We start from the raw sequence: 16,808 nt of genomic DNA, 5'->3' as shown, positions 1-16,808 counted from the left end.
ATCATTTAATTACATAAAGGCACAAGGTCAGAAGGTCTTAAGAATTTACAGAGGCCTTTTGACCTTGTGACATTGTGACCTTTTGGAGAAGATATCATGATCCATTACAAGAACAGAGAGGAAATTGAGTTGATGCGCAAAAGCGCATTGCTGGTGAGCGCCACACTGGAAGAGGTGGCAAGGACGCTCAAACCTGGTATGACCACCCTGGATGTGGACAGACTGGCGGATCAGTTCATCCGTGATAACGGGGCGGTTCCATCCTTCAAGGATTATCGCGGTTATCCAAAGAGCACCTGTATTTCTGTAAATGATGAGGTGGTGCATGGCATTCCCAATGCTTATGTGTTGCAGGATGGAGATATCGTATCGGTGGACGTAGGCGTATACCTGAATGGTTTTCATGGAGACAGCGCTTATACTTTTGCTATAGGAAACGTGAAGGCCGAGGTGCTGCAGCTGATGGCTGCCACCAAAGCAGCCTTATACCGCGGCATTGAAAAAGCCGTAGCCGGCAACAGGGTAGGGGATATTGCCTTTGCCATCCAGGAATATGCTGAAAAAGAGCGCGGATATGGCATTGTACGCGAGCTGGTAGGGCATGGGGTAGGAAAGCATCTGCATGAGGATCCCCAGGTGCCTAATTACGGTAAAAGAGGCAGCGGGCCTATTATGAAAGAAGGCCTGGTGATTGCCATTGAGCCAATGGTCAATCTTGGTACCAAGGAGGTAGCGTATATGGATGATGGTTGGACTGTGGCTACTCGTGATGAGCAGCCTTCTGTACACTATGAGCATACGGTAGCGGTGATGAAGGGGAAGGCGGATGTACTTTCCAGCTTTGCCGGTATCGAGAAAGCTGAGAAGGAGAATACAGCATTGAATTCTAGTTATTAACGAATAGGAGATTATTGATAATTAATAGCGGCTGGAGACTGGAAGAAGAGTGAAAAGAGCATTTTTTCCGCGGAAAATATCGATTATCCATCACTATTTTAATTAATTTTGGGAAATTTTTCGATTTCAAAAGATTTTAGCTATCTTTGCAGTCCTAAAAATTTTTATGGCAAAACAGGCACTCATTAAACAGGATGGAATTATACTGGAAGCCTTGTCTAACGCTATGTTCCGTGTAAAATTGGAGAATGGGCATGAGATATTGGCTACCATTTCCGGAAAAATGAGAATGCACTACATACGTATTTTGCCTGGAGATAAGGTAGGAGTTGAGATGAGCCCGTATGATCTGTCGAGAGGAAGGATAATATTCCGTTATAAATAACACAACATAATTTTTATCATATGAAGGTAAGAGCTTCCATCAAGAAGAGAAGTGCAGATTGCAAAATAGTGCGTAGAAAGGGCAAATTGTTGGTGATCAACAAAAAGAATCCTCGCTTCAAACAACGCCAGGGGTAATCAGATTAAATCAAAACAACGTAAATTTTAAAATAGCAATATGGCACGTATAGCCGGTATAGATCTTCCTAAGAATAAAAGAGGAGAAATAGGCCTCACCTATATCTATGGTATAGGCCGTTCTACCGCTCAATACATCCTGACCAAATCAGGTATTGACTTTAACAAGAAGGTAAAAGATTGGAATGATGATGAGCAGGCGGCCATCCGTAACGTCATCAACGGTGAGTTTAAGGTAGAAGGCCAGCTGCGTTCTGAGGTACAGATGAATATCAAGCGTTTGCTGGATATTGCCTGCTACCGCGGTCTGCGCCATAGAAAAGGCTTACCGGTTAGAGGCCAGCGTACCCGTACCAACAGCCGTACCCGTAAAGGTAAACGTAAGACAGTTGCTGGTAAGAAAAAGGCACCTAAGAAATAATCTTGACATTATAAATAACCAGTTCCAGTTTCCCAGGATTATAAGCATGGTAAGTGGAACAGGGAAATTGGAATTCGGAACTTTAAATTATTATGGCAAAAGCAACCAATACAAAAACTGCTGCTAATAAAAAGAGGGTAGTAAAAGTAGATAACTACGGAGATGTGCACATTTCCGCCAGTTTTAACAATATCATTGTAAGCATTACCAATAAGCAGGGTCAGGTGATCTCCTGGTCTTCTGCAGGTAAGATGGGCTTCAAGGGTTCTAAAAAGAACACTCCTTATGCTGCCCAGCTGGCTGCTTCCGATGCTGCTAAGACTGCCTTTGATGCCGGTCTGAAAAGAGCAGACGTGTTTGTAAAAGGCCCCGGCGCCGGACGTGAGAGCGCTATCCGTGCTATCGCTAACTCTGGTATCGAAGTGAGCATGATCAAGGACGTAACGCCCTTACCGCATAACGGTTGCCGTCCTCCCAAGAAAAGAAGAGTGTAGGAATCACAATATCCAAATTCCAAATACCAAATTCCAATCCGGAGTTTGGTATTTGGAATTTGGGATTTATATTTAATTAACAATGGGTGTATGATCGGGTTTAAGATTTTTTAAGGATCATACATCGTAACTAAAAAATCTAACGAAAACAACATGGCAAGGTACACAGGACCAAAGACCAAGATCTCCAGGATTTTCGGAGAGCCGATTTTAGGCAATGGCAAGTATTTAGGTAAGAACAGCAACCCTCCGGGTCAGCATGGCGCCACCCGTAAGCGTAAACAGCTGGGTGAGTACGCACTGCAGCTGCGCGAAAAGCAAAAGGCAAAGTACACTTACGGTGTACTGGAGCGCCAGTTTGCTAACCTGTTTGAAGAGGCTAACCGCCGTAAAGGTGTTACCGGTGAGGTATTGATAAAATTGCTGGAGGCACGTCTGGACAACACCGTATTCCGTTTAGGCATTGCGCCTTCCCGCCCCGCTGCCCGTCAGCTGGTTTCTCATAAACACATCACTGTTAACGGACATGTAGTGAACATCCCTTCTTATCAGCTGAAACCAGGTGATATCATCGGACTGAAAGGTAAAACTGCCGCTAACACTGCCCTGACCAGCGTTATTCGTGGTAAGAACCCCAAATTCAGCTGGCTGGACTGGAATGAGAAGGATATGAAAGGTACTTTCATCGCCTATCCTGAAAGAGAGAGCGTTCCTGAAAACATCAAGGAACAACTGATAGTGGAATTGTACTCTAAATAATAACTTATAAACTACAAATAGCAATGGCAATTCTTAATTTCCAAAAGCCTGATAAGATCGTTTTGCAGAAGTCAACCGACTTTGAAGCACAATTCGAATTCCGGCCATTAGAACCAGGTTATGGTGTGACCATCGGTAATGCGCTCCGTCGCGTACTGCTGTCGTCATTGGAGGGCTATGCCATTGTAGGAATAAAAATAGAGGGCGCCGATCACGAGTTCGCTACGCTGAAAGGTGTTACCGAAGATGTTACTGAAATCATCCTGAACCTGAAACAGGTGCGTTTCAAGAAGATCGTGGAAAATGAAGTGAATAACGAAAAGATCCAGATCTCCATCAAAGGTAAAACCGAGTTTAAGGCGGATATGATCGAGAAAGCCACCAGCGCTTTCCAGATCATGAACCCTGAGCTGCTGATCTGCACACTGGATCCTTCTGCCAAACTGGATATAGAACTGACCATCGGTAAAGGCCGTGGTTATGTGCCAGCTGAGGAGAACAAACCGAAGGATGCTGTGTTTGGCTATATCGCCATCGATTCTGTTTTTACCCCTATCAAAAACGTAAAGTACAGCATTGAAAATACCCGTGTGGAGCAGAAGACCGACTATGAGAAGTTGATCATGGAAGTGGTTACCGACGGTACTATCCACCCGGAAGAGGCTGTAAAACAAGCCTCCCGTATTCTGATCCAGCACCTGATGATCATTACTGATGAAAACATCAGCTTTGATACCAAGGACACCGAGAAAGAAGACGTGGTAGACGAACAAACGCTGCAGCTGCGTAAAATACTGAAAACGCCGCTGGAAGACCTGGACCTGAGCGTTCGCGCCTTTAACTGCTTAAAAGCTGCCAAGATTAACTCTCTGAGTGAACTGGTGCAATATGAGCAGGAAGAGCTGATGAAATTCAGGAACTTTGGTCAGAAATCACTGAGCGAGATCGAACAAGTGCTGAATGAAAGGGGCCTGCATTTTGGTATGGATCTGTCCAAACTGAAACTCGAAGAAGAGTAATTCAATATTAGCGGTTAGCATTAGGTATCAGCCTATAGCTAACCGCTAAAAGTTTAATAAAAAACATAAGTACCCTGTAATTCCTGACACGGTACAGGGGAATAAAAACAAATGTCATGCGTCACGGAGTAAAATTGAATAAACTGAGCAGAACTGCTGCTCACCGTAAAAGCCTGTTATCTAACCTGGCTTGTGAACTGATCAGCCACAAACGTATCACTACTACCCTGGCTAAAGCTAAATCTCTGCGTGTATACGTTGAGCCGCTGCTGACCAGGGCAAAAGATGATAATACCCATAACCGCAGGATCGTATTCAGTTATCTGCAGGATAAAGAGGCTATTAAGGAACTGTTTGGTGCTATCAGCGAGAAGATCGCCAGCCGTCCCGGAGGTTATACCCGCATTATTAAGCTGGGTAAACGTATGGGTGATAATGCCGAAACAGCCCTGATCGAACTGGTTGACTTTAACGAGATCTATGGCAAGACAACAGAAAAAGCGCCTGCCAAGAAGACCCGTCGTGCCGGTGGTGCTAAGAAGAAAGCTGCAGAAGCTGGTGAGCAAGCTCCCGCTGCTGAAGGCAAAACAGAAGAAAAAGCAGCTGAGTAAAATACAGTTGCTCAATATTATACAGCGGACAAGGCGTATGCCTTGTCCGTTTTTTTTAGAATGATACTTTCATTGGGTTGACATAGATTCTATTTTTTTGTAATATAGCAGCTTCAAAATCCCTAATATCCGTTCCTATGAATTACCTGAGTTGCCAGCACTGCGGGCACTACAATGCATTGAGATCCGAATTCCTTACCTTTTGTGAAAGCTGCGGTAAGAAATTGCCTAATACATTTTCTGAGTGGAAACAGAAAAATCCGGAGGGCAGCTTTGAGGCCTTTCAACGCGAGGTTGCGATATACGTAGAAGAAGAGGCTCCCTCGAAACCCGGATGGATGCAGCAATACCTGTGGCCGGCCGGCAGGAGGGGATTGATACTTGGTGTGGTACTGGTTTTCGCATTTGTAGCGGTAGCAGGCACCTATTTTGGCAAACAGGCAATGGTTACCTGGGCTTATCCTAAAATGGAAAAATCCTGGCGGTATACCACCTGGCAAACCGTTACTATCGGTCGCCAGGCCATAGAAATCAGCACCCCTGTTCATTTAAGCGTAAATGACAAGGCGCTGCCACAGGAGCTGAGGAGTATGCTTGATTATGCGAAGAATTACAGGAACAGGGAAGACAAGGGAATGCAAATCACCGTGGATATGTACAGCTACCGGGAAAGCGTATCCAACAGCCTTGAGGAAGCCACTACAGGGGCCGCTAAAGAAATACAGGCAGAAGAAGGCATTACAGACCTCCAATATACCTCGAATCCCTTACCTCAGACAAATATACAGGGCGTATTGCAGGAGGGAAGCATGCTTTACAAGGGCGCCGTTAAGCTGTCTTTCTATAACCTGGTCATGGTACGCGGGCAGCATCGCTGGCTGGTTAACATCCGCTATCGTTCAGACGACCCAAATGGCCAGGAGGTGGCTAAGCGGATATTCAACTCTGTTAAGGTGAAGTAAAAGCAGGTAATTGATATAGTGAATAATGTTTATATCACGAGAAAATAGTGGTATTGATACCGCTTTGCGATTAATGTACCATTATTCATTATTAATACCTAACTTTGCACGATTTTTTAAAAGAGTCTGAATAATACAATGCCTCACACAAGACCCAGCCAACCGGCCATCTTATTACTGGATGATGGCACGGTTTATCAAGGAAAAGCTTTTGGTAAGATTGGTACCGCTGCCGGTGAGCTCTGCTTTAATACCGGTATGACTGGTTACCAGGAAGTGTTTACAGATCCTTCCTATAAGGGTCAGGTCCTGATCATGAACAACTGTTATGTGGGTAACTACGGAACCAAGAAAGATGACGTTGAGAGCAGCAGTGTAAAGATCAGTGGCCTTATCTGTAAGAACATCGCTCAGCATTATTCCCGCAAGATGGCAGACAACTCCCTGGAGCAATTTCTGTTGGAGAATAACCTGGTGGCGATCTATGATGTGGATACCCGTGCGCTGGTATCGCATATCCGCAGTAAGGGAGCTATGAACTGCATTATTTCCTCTGAAACGCTGGACGTAGATAAACTGAAAGAGCAACTCACCAAGGTACCTTCCATGGAAGGCCTGGCATTGTGTGCGGAAGTGTCTACTAAGGAAGCATATAACATTGGGGATCCTGCAGCTCCGATCCGCATCGCGGTATTGGACAATGGCGTAAAACGCAACATGCTGAAATGCCTGTCTGAGAAAGGCGCCTATCTGCAGGTGTTTCCTACCAATACTTCTTTTGAAGAGTGTGAGCAGTTTAAGCCGCATGCTTACTTCATATCCAATGGTCCTGGTGATCCGGCCCCGTTGACCTATGCTGTAGAAACGGTGAAAAAAGTATTGAATGCTGAACGGCCGCTCTTTGGTATTTGCCTTGGGCATCAATTACTGGCTTTAGCCAATGATATTCCGACTTATAAAATGCACCATGGTCACCGCGGTTTGAATCATCCGGTAAAGAATCTTGCTACCGGCCGTTGTGAAATCACTACACAGAACCACGGTTTCGCAGTGGATCCTAAGGCGATTGCCGCCAGTGAAGCTGTGGAGGTAACGCACATAAACCTGAACGATGGCTCCGTGGAAGGTATCCGTATAAAGGATAAGCCGGCTTTTTCTGTGCAATACCATCCGGAGTCCACTCCTGGTCCTTATGACTCCAGATATCTGTTTGACGACTTCTTTACCATGATCAAGCAGTATATGTCATAAAGCGCAAAACATATAAATACTATAAACAGTATAAATGAAGACGGTCCCGATGAGTCGGGACCGTTTTTTAATTCCACGTTATGAAAACAAGCGGATGGGGCGCTAGCCCTGCATAAGCAGAACAGGCATCATCGCCGTTTCATTATGGGAACAAAAATGAGGAAAAAAATTAGCCGGGAATTACTACAAGTGATGAAACACCTAATCTTCACGATAAATGGGGCATAATCAGGGATAAGAGCAAAAAAATACGGCTCTGTGAACAGAGCCGTTTGCCTTTATAAATTCCACGTTATGAAAAACTGATACAAAAATACGATATTTAGCTAAAACGTTTTAGTAGATTTTCGACTTTTTACATACCTCTGATAATTCGCTTTCACATCTACTATTTATGGGTCAAAGTTCGGACCAAAAAAACGTTTGTAAAAATTCTATTGGTTAAATTTTTCTTAAACAATTTAGAACTCCGGACTCTCGCATTTCTATTTCTTTAATCTATCGTCCGACCTCGTCCCTAATCATTTCGATAACAAATATACGATGAAAATTGATTTAAAAAATAGTTTTGGCAAAAATTTTTGGTCTGTAATGGAGAAATACAAGTATAGAATTAATTATAATATAATTGTTATCCTTTTACAGAGAACTTTACAGGATGTAAAGATCGCACTTTTACCGATTCGTTCATGTTACTATATTATTAAAAATGAGCCTGTTATGTTAATTAATTGTTTACTCCAGACGTCTTTTTAGCATAAACGGCGTTGTCGGCAGTCCGACCAGGATAAATCTCCAAAGCTTTCTCTAGACATATGATAGATTTTTTAATGTCTTCTTGATTAAGCACATAAGCCAGGCGTACCTCTTGTTTTCCAAGCCCCAGGCTGGCATAAAAGCCTGTTCCAGGCGCCATCATCACTGTTTGTTGCTCATAAGAGAAGGATTCCAATAACCATTGGCAAAATTTATCTGCATCATCGATTGGTAAACTTGCCATGGCATAAAACGCGCCGCCAGGGTTAGGACAGAAGACGCCGGGTATGTTATTTAGCCCTTGTACCAGTGTATCGCGGCGTGACATATATTCGGCTTTAATCCCATCGAAGTAATCAAGGGGCAGATCCACCGCTGCCTCTCCGGCTATCTGGGCGAAGGAGGGAGGGCTCAGACGGGCCTGTGCAAATTTCATTGCTGCATCCAGTACCTGCTGATTTTTGGTGACCAGGGCACCTATGCGGCCGCCACAAGCGCTATAGCGTTTAGAGATAGTATCCATGATAATTGCATGGTTTTCCAGCCCCTGCAGGTTCATAGCTGAAAAATGCTGCCCTGTATAACAAAACTCCCTATAGGCCTCATCAGAAAAAAGATAGAGGTTGTGCTTCAGGCACAGCTGTTTCAGCACTTCCAGCTCTTCTCTACTATACAAGTAGCCGGTAGGGTTGTTTGGATTACAGATCATGATGGCCCGGGTACGTGGCGTGATCGCTTTTTCGAAAGCTTCCATGGCGGGAAGGGCAAAGCCGCTTTCAATACCTGAAGTAATAGTGCGGATCTTCACCCCTGCCTCTACTGCAAAACCATTGTAGTTGGCATAAAACGGTTCGGGCACAATTACCTCGTCGCCAGCATCCAGGCAGGTCATAAATGCAAACAGGATGGCTTCTGAGCCGCCGGTTGTTACAATGATCTGTTGATGATTTACCTGGATATCAAACCTTGCATAGTATTCTACCAGCTTACGTCGGTAACTTTCATTACCGGCGCTGTGGCTGTATTCCAAAATTTTGAAGGTGGAATGCCGAACCGCATCCAGCACTGGTTGGGGCGTTTCAATATCAGGTTGGCCAATATTCAGGTGGTATACTTTAATGCCTCTTTTTTTGGCAGCTTCTGCATAAGGCACCAGTTTTCTGATCGGGGAGGGGGGCATTTGCTGTCCCCTGTTGCTAATTTCAGGCATTTTCTATTGCATTTGCGACTGCAAAGGTAGGCTAATGTGCCAATATGGAAATGTGCTGTCATGTGTTTAAACAAAAAAACCTTACAGTAGGTAAATACTGTAAGGTCTTATGCTGATATGCTTTATACTGCCGAAAGGCAGCAGGCATATTGATTTTTAGTTTCCTTCTACGGTGCCTGTCAGGTGCAGTTCTTTATCCTGATCTACGCCTTTCAGCTTCACCCAGATAGTTTTGTTCTGCTGGCCAGGACCATTTGCGCTGTAAGTAGCAGTTACTTTACCTTTTTTACCAGGTAAGATCGGCTCTTTTGTCCAGTTAGGAGTAGTACATCCGCAGCTGGCGCGTGCAGCTTCGATCAGTACGGGCTCTTTTGAAATGTTAGTAAATTCAAAATCAACACTTACAGGCTTGTTGAGTTGGGTTTTACCGAAGTCAATTGTTTCTTTCACAAATTTCACCTTTGCATCTGCCGGGTTCCCTGTACCAGCCCCGTTTTGAGCCTGGGCCCAAATCGCTGTGGTGAACAGCATGCTCGCAAATAGGGATAAGATAAACTTTTTCATCATTATAGTTTGGTTTTTAAACGGTTTGGTTAAAAAACTGGTTTTTGCCCTGGAATAGTAACAAATTTACAGCCAAAAATCCTTCTATTGCCGGCAAATTATTAAAATCTTCTTAAAAAAATCATTTTAATTTAAGGACGGCATTTTCAGGCGATTAGCAACTATTTTTCACTTGTATAATTAACCTTACTTTTGCACTTTAACCAACAGGGCATGATAGAAAATAATGAACTGACTATGAACATGGGCAGCCGGTTATCTTTTGAAGAGTTCCGCAAGGAAGTATTAAATGACTACCGGCTGGCTTGCGAAAGCAGGGAAGTTAGTCTGCTGGCCCGTAAGGAGGTGCTTACGGGTAAAGCCAAGTTCGGTATATTCGGCGACGGCAAAGAGGTGGCTCAGATAGCAATGGCTAAATACTTCCTGCCGGGCGACTTCCGTTCAGGGTATTACCGCGACCAGACTTTCGCATTTGCCAGTGGAATTGCCACTATAGAGCAATTCTTTTCTCAACTCTATGCCGATCCCGATCCGGCAAATGAACCTTTTTCAGCCGGTCGGCAAATGAACTCGCATTTTGCGACGCCTAATATAACCGAGGATGGAAATTTTCGTGATCTGACCCAAATAAAGAATACGGCCACAGATATGGCGCCTACGGCGGCCCAGATGCCACGCGCCCTGGGGCTTGCCTTTGCCTCCAAACTGTTCCGCGAGGTCGATCTCTTAAAACCATTCACCAATTTATCCCATAATGGTAACGAAATATGTTTCGCTACTATCGGCGACGCCTCTACGTCTGAAGGACATTTCTGGGAGACCATGAATGCAGCAGGCGTTTTACAAGTACCACTGGCAGTGTTTGTATGGGATGATGGATATGGTATTTCCGTGCCGCGTAAGTATCAAACTACGAAAGGATCTATCAGTGCTGCTATGGAAGGCTTCCGCAAAACAGAAGATTCCAACGGTTTTGATATCTATAATGTAAAGGGCTGGGACTACGCGGGCATGTGCGAGGTATTCGAAAATGGCCTGCGCAAAGTACGGGAAACACATATTCCTGCTTTGTTCCATGTTGAAGAAATCACGCAACCGCAGGGACATTCTACCAGCGGATCTCATGAGCGTTATAAGAGTAAGGAGCGCCTGGCCTGGGAAAAGGACTTCGATTGTAATGTGAAGATGCGCCAGTGGATCCTGGAGAATGCCTTGGCTGATGACGCTACGCTGCGTGAAGTAGAGAACCAGGCTAAGATCACAGCACAAACGGGTAGAAAAAGCGCCTGGGAAAAATATATTACTCCCATCAAACAGCATGTAAAAACGATGCTGTCGCATGGAGAAGCTTTGGTGGCTGAAGGCACCGCGGATGCTGACATGGTAAACCGTGTTATGCAGGAACTCCAGGCTAACCGCGAGCCCTTGCGCCGTGATGTATTGAAGGCTGCCGCAGGCATACTGTTCCAGCACAAGAAAGTGCACAGCCCTGCATTACAGGCCCTGCAACAATATTACGATCAACTGCTTGTTCAGGAAAGGGAAAATTATAATACTAATCTTTACGCTATCGGTGCTAATTCTGCGTTGAATGTACCAACCGTATCCCCTTCCTTTACAGATGATACGCATGTAGTGAATGGCTATGAAGTGCTGAATAAGTATTTTGATCAGCTGTTTGCTGAGAATCCAAAGGTTTTTGCATTTGGTGAAGATGTAGGAAAAATAGGCGACGTAAACCAGGGATTTGCAGGCTTACAGCAAAAGCATGGTAAACAACGTATATTCGATACCGGTATACGTGAGCTCACTATCATGGGACAGGCAATAGGCATGGCATTACGAGGCCTGCGCCCTATTGCCGAGATCCAGTACCTGGATTACCTCTTATATGGTTTGCAGCCGCTCAGTGATGATGTAGCCAGCCTGCAATACCGCACCAAGGGTATACAGGCATGTCCGCTGATCGTTCGTACCCGCGGCCACCGGCTGGAAGGTATATGGCATTCCGGTTCTCCGATGGGTATGATCATTCACAGTTTGCGCGGTATGCATGTTTGTGTACCACGGAATATGGTACAGGCAGCAGGTATGTACAATACTTTGCTCAGCGCTAATGAGCCGGCTATTGTGATTGAGTCGCTGAACGGTTATCGCCTGAAGGAGAAATTACCAGCCAATCTTACAGAATTTACCGTACCCTTAGGTATACCTGAAGTATTACACGAAGGAACTGATATTACTTTAGTGTCTTACGGTTCAACACTGCGTATTGTTGAAGAAGCGATGCAGACGCTGACGCAGATGGGCATCTCCTGCGAGTTGATAGATGTTCAGACCTTATTGCCTTTCGATATACACCACAGTATTGTAGAATCGCTGAAGAAGACCAATCGTATCTTATTTATTGACGAGGACGTACCCGGCGGCGGCACAGCTTATATGTTCCAGCAGGTAATGGAAGAACAGGGCGGATATCGCTGGCTGGATGTAGCACCGCGTACTCTCAGCGCTCAGGCTCATCGTCCAGCTTATGGTTCCGATGGGGATTATTTCTCCAAGCCGAACACGGAAGATGTGATCAAGACGGTGATGTCAATGATGGCGGAATAATAACAATACAAGATAAAACACTACGTCCCGTGTAGCGATGCTCACACGGGACGTTTTCTTTTCAGTGTAACAGTTGTAGGTTTAGGCAGCTGGCAAGCAGTAGTATTACAAATATTAGAAATTATATCCATACTAATATGCCATGGCCGTGTGATTTAACGATTATTTCAACGGATCATTATCGCTACTTAGTACATAATCGTGCCAAAACTCCCTATATTAACGCGGCAAAAAGAATTGTAGATGAAAAATATTGTTGTGTTAGACGGCTATGCTTTGAATCCAGGTGATCTTGACTGGGGCCCCTTACATGCGCTGGGTAATGTCACCATCTATGAGAGGACAAAGGAAAGTGAAGTTGCCGCCCGCGCAAAAGATGCCGACATCATACTGACCAATAAAGCCATTGTGAGTGCTGCCTCTATAGCGCAGCTGCCTAAACTTCAATACATCGGTGTAATGGCTACCGGTTATAATATAGTGGACGTAAAAGCGGCTACCGCGCGGCAAATAAAAGTAACCAACGTACCTGCATATGGTACTGCAGCAGTGGCGCAACTTACGTTTGCGTTGATACTTGAGCTCAGCAATCATGTGGGGCTGCATGCGGACAGTGTGCGGGCGGGCGATTGGAGCCGCAGTGATGATTTCAGTTACTGGAAAACGCCTTTGCATGAACTGGATGGCAAGGTATTGGGCATTGTAGGACTAGGCCAGATAGGGAAGGCTGTCGCGCGTATAGCCCTGGCTTTTGGTATGCGTGTGATTGCGCATCATAAACATCCCGGGCGGGACAAAATGGAGGGTGTTAGCTTTGTAAGCCTCGAAGAGTGTTTTGCCCAGGCAGACATCGTAAGCTTACACTGTCCGCTGAATGAGCAGAACCGGGGATTTGTGAACAAGGCTGTGCTGCATACCATGAAACCGGATGCTTTTCTGATCAATACCAGCCGTGGTCCACTGATCAATGAGCAAGACCTGGCTGACGCCTTGAACAGCGAACGTATAGCCGGCGCAGGACTCGATGTGCTGGCGGTCGAGCCGCCTGTTCCTGGTCATCCGCTGGTGCAAGCCAAAAATTGCCTGATAACGCCTCATATTGCCTGGGCAGCCCGGGAAGCAAGGGCCCGGTTGCTGAATACAGTGATTGAAAATGTACGGGGCTTCTTATCAGGCCAGGCCAGGAACCTGCTAAATTAAGCTATCCTTTAGCAGCGCCCATCGCTCCTTATAAAAACGGCACTTCAAGGCTGCTGATATGAGTGGTTATATCTATTTGTTATTGATTGTCTGATATTTGAAATTAAATGGTAATTATTTACAATGTCATCAATGAACAAAATGAATAGCGGATGTCTCTAAAAAACTTCCCTTGATTTTTCAGGAATTAGCCAGAATTAGCTAAATTGGAAAAGATTATAACCCCCCGCGGTTACTATTAAAGACTGAAGAAAATTCATTAATCAAGGTACCCTTAGACTCTTATCAAAAAACTACCCTGTATGAAAGCAGGAATTCTACTGGTAGAAGACGATCACTTTTTCGCAAAAGTAATTAAGAGACACCTGGAAAAAGAAGGCTACAGTGTTGTGCACTGCCAGGATGGAGAAGAAGCCTGGCGCACATTCCAGGAGCGCGCTTTCGACATCTGCCTCCTGGATATTATCATGCCCGGAAGAGATGGTTTCGCACTGGCGAAGGACATCCGCAGCAGGGATACCAACATCCCAATTATCTTCACTTCTTCACGCTACATGGAACAGGACCGTCTCAGCGGCTTCGAAGCAGGGGGAGATGATTACCTGGTAAAGCCTTTTAACATCGAGGAATTGCAGTTCAGGATAGATGTTTTCCTGAAAAGAAGCCGCCTGCTGCAAAGCAGAAAAGTGATGATCTACCAGTTGGGGGCCCTGGAATTTAATTATACAGAACTGAAAATCTATCATGAAGCTACCGGTAGCACCATAAATTTACCTCCCAAAGAAGCTGAATTACTAAAGTTCCTTTGCGAGAACCCTAACCGACGTTTAAGACGGGAAAATATCCTGCTGAGCGTATGGGGAAGCGACGACTTTTTTGCAGGGCGTACGATGGATGTTTATCTTACACGACTGAGAAAGCACTTCCGCCTTGATCCGGCTGTAAAACTGGAAACCTTCCACGGTAAAGGGCTCCGGCTTGTTACAGATCCTAAAGCATGTATGGTAGATGCCTGAAAATATTATCGACTAATCACAAACACCACACACCACACACTAAGACGAACCGTCCCGCATTTGCAGGACGGTTCTTGTTTTTAATATCTTGTGCCGCTTCCGCTTATCTCAGGTTGTGGAACACCTGCTGCACATCGTCATCCTGCTCCAGGCGGTCAATCAGCTGCAGTACTTCTTTGGCCTGCTCTTCGTTCAGCTCCACGCTGGTAGTTGGGATACGCTGCAATTCGGCGCTGATAGTGTTAATTCCCTTTTCTTCCAGGGCTTTGGCCATATTACCGAACTCAGTGAAAGGAGTACGGATAATGATATTGTTCTCGCTGTCTTCCCCTATCTCTTCCAGTCCGGCATCAATCAGTTCCAGCTCCAGCTCTTCCAGGTTCTGGCCTTCGTTTTTAATCTTGAATACCCCCATCCGGTTAAAGAGGAAACCCACTGAACCGCTGGTGCCAAGGCTACCGCCTTCTTTATTGAAATGCATGCGCACATTGGCCACCGTACGGGTGGGGTTATCGGTAGCGGTTTCCACCATTACCGCTACACCATGGGGGGCATAACCTTCATATACAACCTCCTCATAATCCGTTTTATCCTTACCCATAGCGCGTTTGATCGCGGCTTCTACCCGGTCTTTCGGCATGTTCACACCCTTGGCGTTGGCAAAGCAGCGGCGCAGAGCGGGGTTGTTGTCGGGATCAGGGCCACCCTGTTTCACAGCAATGGCAATTTCCTTACCTATCCTGGTGAATTGTTTGGCCATCCGGTCCCAACGGGCAAACATAGTGGCCTTTCTTACTTCAAAAATTCTTCCCATGTTGGTTTATTATCGAGACGCAAAAATACAGTGTTTATAGTAATGTCCTACCAGTAAAATGGAACCGTCCCGGTTTAGCCGGGACGGTCCGAAATATCCTTATAAAGTATAATCTTTTTATTGTTCCTGCAGTTCGCCTTTTGCCTGAAGCTTGCGGGCTTTACTATGTTTAACGCTATACCCAAAGTAGATCACAAAACCAATAGCTAACCAGATGATCAGCCGGGTCCAGTTACCAAGGCCCAGGCCTGCAATCATGGCCAGACATACGATGGCGCCTGCAATAGGCACGATGGGCACCAGGGGCGTTTTGAACGGCCGGGGCACCTCCGGATTGGTTTTACGCATTACCAGCACACCAATACATACCAGTACAAAGGCGAACAGGGTTCCGATACTGGTCATATCACCTACGATGTGATCCGGCACAAAACCGGCAAATAAAGCCGTAAAAACAAAGAACATCCATTGTGATTTATACGGTGTACGGTGTTTGGGATGCAGTTTGGAAAACACCGGCGGTACCAGTCCGTCATTAGACATGGAGTAGAATACACGGGTTTGTCCCAGCAGCATCACCAGGATCACGGAAGAGAAACCTGCCAGGATAGCGATGGTAATGAATAAGGACAACCATCCATAACCAGGCATATAAGTATTGATAGCATAAGCTACAGATGCTTCGCTGCCAGCTTTCAGGAAGTCTTTGTATGGCGCCACACCTGTCAGCACGTGAGAAAACAGGATGTACAGCACTGTACAGATAGCCAGGGATACCAATATACCGATAGGCATTGCCTTTTTAGGGTTCTTGGTTTCCTGGGCGGCGGTAGATACGGCATCAAACCCGATGAAAGCAAAGAATACCACACCAGCGCCTGCCAATACCCCGATCCATCCGTGATTTCGCGTTAGCGAATAATCCACGTTCGTGCCGTCATTCAGATGAACAACGCCTGCATCGGCGGGGATCATATACGGAGTATGGTTGGCAGGATTCATGAATTGCCAGCCTAAAGCAATGAATAACAGTACGATAGCTACTTTTACAATTACGATGATCGTATTTACCAAAGCAGATTCCTGCGTACCCTTGATTAGCAAAAGGGTGAGCAGCAGCAGTATGAAAATAGCGGGCAGGTTGATAATACCATGAACGCCTGTATCAGATGCCTGGAAAGGAGAGTGCGACCATTCGAATGGGATCGTGACGTGAAAAAGGGTGTTCAATAAGTTATTCAGGTATTGGGACCAGCCTATGGAAACAGTGGCAGCGCCCAGCGCATATTCCAGCACCAGGTCCCAGCCGATGATCCAGGCAACCAATTCGCCAAGGGTGGCATATGAATACGTATAGGCACTACCGGCAATAGGGATCATGGAAGCAAACTCCGCATAGCATAAACCAGCCAGCGCACAGCCTATAGCTGCAATGATAAATGAAAGGGTTACTGCAGGCCCGGCATGAGCACCTGCTGCAGCAGCAGTACGTACAAAAAGGCCAGCCCCGATAATGGCGCCAATACCCAATGCTACCAGTGATCCAGCGCTCAGCGTTCTTTTTAATCCCTTTTCCGATTCCGTAGCTTCAGATAATAATTGACCCAGTGGCTTTCTTACAAAGAGTCTACTCATGATAGAAGTATTGTTGGTTGATTAAGTGGTTTGATTTGTTGTGATTGTTGTTTTAAGACCGCCA

The 16,808-nt window shown here is 45.5% G+C and carries 17 protein-coding genes; 13 read left to right on the top strand and 4 right to left on the bottom strand.

Translation table 11 applies throughout. From position 1 onward, the window contains the following. The first annotated feature begins 96 nt into the window (after positions 1 to 96). The 10 genes from map to carA all read left to right on the top strand — a co-directional run bounded on the left by map (position 97) and on the right by carA (position 6,936). Entirely contained in the window at positions 97 to 897 is an 801-nt protein-coding gene (gene map / locus ACR9Y8_RS12050) for a type I methionyl aminopeptidase (RefSeq protein ID WP_481213506.1), read from the top strand. Between the two features lie 166 nt (positions 898 to 1,063). Beyond that, positions 1,064 to 1,282, top strand: a complete 219-nt coding sequence (infA, locus tag ACR9Y8_RS12045) for a translation initiation factor IF-1 (RefSeq protein ID WP_012789309.1) — start codon at positions 1,064 to 1,066, stop codon at positions 1,280 to 1,282. A gap of 20 nt (positions 1,283 to 1,302) precedes the next feature. Further along, complete coding sequence (gene rpmJ / locus ACR9Y8_RS12040) at positions 1,303 to 1,419, top strand: 50S ribosomal protein L36 (protein ID WP_072360626.1); 117 nt, start codon at positions 1,303 to 1,305, stop codon at positions 1,417 to 1,419. A gap of 40 nt (positions 1,420 to 1,459) precedes the next feature. Beyond that, on the top strand, positions 1,460 to 1,840 hold the full coding sequence (gene rpsM / locus ACR9Y8_RS12035; protein ID WP_481213505.1) for a 30S ribosomal protein S13: 381 nt from the start codon (positions 1,460 to 1,462) through the stop codon (positions 1,838 to 1,840). A 92-nt stretch (positions 1,841 to 1,932) separates the two neighbouring features. Beyond that, positions 1,933 to 2,334: a 30S ribosomal protein S11 gene (gene rpsK / locus ACR9Y8_RS12030; RefSeq protein ID WP_481213504.1), complete on the top strand. Its 402-nt coding sequence runs from the start codon at positions 1,933 to 1,935 to the stop codon at positions 2,332 to 2,334. Positions 2,335 to 2,487: 153 nt separating this feature from the next. After that, entirely contained in the window at positions 2,488 to 3,093 is a 606-nt protein-coding gene (gene rpsD, locus ACR9Y8_RS12025) for a 30S ribosomal protein S4 (RefSeq protein WP_481213503.1), read from the top strand. 23 nt (positions 3,094 to 3,116) lie between these two features. Further along, positions 3,117 to 4,112 carry a DNA-directed RNA polymerase subunit alpha gene (locus ACR9Y8_RS12020; protein ID WP_298741907.1) on the top strand — a complete coding sequence of 332 codons (996 nt, stop codon included), beginning with the start codon at positions 3,117 to 3,119 and terminating at the stop codon, positions 4,110 to 4,112. A 116-nt stretch (positions 4,113 to 4,228) separates the two neighbouring features. Further along, entirely contained in the window at positions 4,229 to 4,723 is a 495-nt protein-coding gene (rplQ, locus tag ACR9Y8_RS12015) for a 50S ribosomal protein L17 (RefSeq protein ID WP_481213502.1), read from the top strand. Between the two features lie 137 nt (positions 4,724 to 4,860). Then, positions 4,861 to 5,685, top strand: coding sequence for a hypothetical protein (locus tag ACR9Y8_RS12010; protein WP_481213501.1), 825 nt, complete (start codon positions 4,861 to 4,863; stop codon positions 5,683 to 5,685). A 138-nt stretch (positions 5,686 to 5,823) separates the two neighbouring features. Beyond that, positions 5,824 to 6,936 (top strand): glutamine-hydrolyzing carbamoyl-phosphate synthase small subunit, encoded by a 1,113-nt coding sequence (gene carA, locus ACR9Y8_RS12005; protein WP_481213500.1) that lies wholly within the window; start codon positions 5,824 to 5,826, stop codon positions 6,934 to 6,936. A 727-nt stretch (positions 6,937 to 7,663) separates the two neighbouring features. Here carA and ACR9Y8_RS12000 read toward each other — a convergent pair. Together ACR9Y8_RS12000 and ACR9Y8_RS11995 are read right to left on the bottom strand one after the other, a co-directional pair. Beyond that, positions 7,664 to 8,902, bottom strand: a complete 1,239-nt coding sequence (locus tag ACR9Y8_RS12000; RefSeq protein ID WP_481213499.1) for a pyridoxal phosphate-dependent aminotransferase — start codon at positions 8,900 to 8,902, stop codon at positions 7,664 to 7,666. A gap of 156 nt (positions 8,903 to 9,058) precedes the next feature. Further along, complete coding sequence (locus ACR9Y8_RS11995; protein ID WP_481213498.1) at positions 9,059 to 9,469, bottom strand: DUF1573 domain-containing protein; 411 nt, start codon at positions 9,467 to 9,469, stop codon at positions 9,059 to 9,061. 210 nt (positions 9,470 to 9,679) lie between these two features. Here ACR9Y8_RS11995 and ACR9Y8_RS11990 point away from each other — a divergent pair, with 210 nt between their 5' ends. The 3 genes from ACR9Y8_RS11990 (at position 9,680) to ACR9Y8_RS11980 (ending at position 14,295) form a co-directional block, all read left to right on the top strand. Then, positions 9,680 to 12,079, top strand: a complete 2,400-nt coding sequence (locus ACR9Y8_RS11990) for an alpha-ketoacid dehydrogenase subunit alpha/beta (RefSeq protein WP_481213497.1) — start codon at positions 9,680 to 9,682, stop codon at positions 12,077 to 12,079. A gap of 243 nt (positions 12,080 to 12,322) precedes the next feature. Beyond that, positions 12,323 to 13,279, top strand: coding sequence for a D-2-hydroxyacid dehydrogenase (locus ACR9Y8_RS11985; RefSeq protein ID WP_481213496.1), 957 nt, complete (start codon positions 12,323 to 12,325; stop codon positions 13,277 to 13,279). Between the two features lie 302 nt (positions 13,280 to 13,581). After that, entirely contained in the window at positions 13,582 to 14,295 is a 714-nt protein-coding gene (locus tag ACR9Y8_RS11980) for a response regulator transcription factor (protein WP_481213495.1), read from the top strand. Between the two features lie 103 nt (positions 14,296 to 14,398). Here the strand turns inward: ACR9Y8_RS11980 and ACR9Y8_RS11975 are convergent, their stop codons facing one another. Then, positions 14,399 to 15,109 carry a YebC/PmpR family DNA-binding transcriptional regulator gene (locus tag ACR9Y8_RS11975; RefSeq protein WP_481213494.1) on the bottom strand — a complete coding sequence of 237 codons (711 nt, stop codon included), beginning with the start codon at positions 15,107 to 15,109 and terminating at the stop codon, positions 14,399 to 14,401. A 117-nt stretch (positions 15,110 to 15,226) separates the two neighbouring features. Next, positions 15,227 to 16,744 (bottom strand): amino acid permease, encoded by a 1,518-nt coding sequence (locus ACR9Y8_RS11970; RefSeq protein ID WP_481213493.1) that lies wholly within the window; start codon positions 16,742 to 16,744, stop codon positions 15,227 to 15,229. Between the last annotated feature and the right edge of the window lie 64 nt (positions 16,745 to 16,808).

The organism is Chitinophaga sp. SVR4-12A (assembly GCF_056754765.1).
Note: the sequence above shows the minus strand (reverse complement) of the source record. Positions and strands in the feature narration are given on the sequence as shown.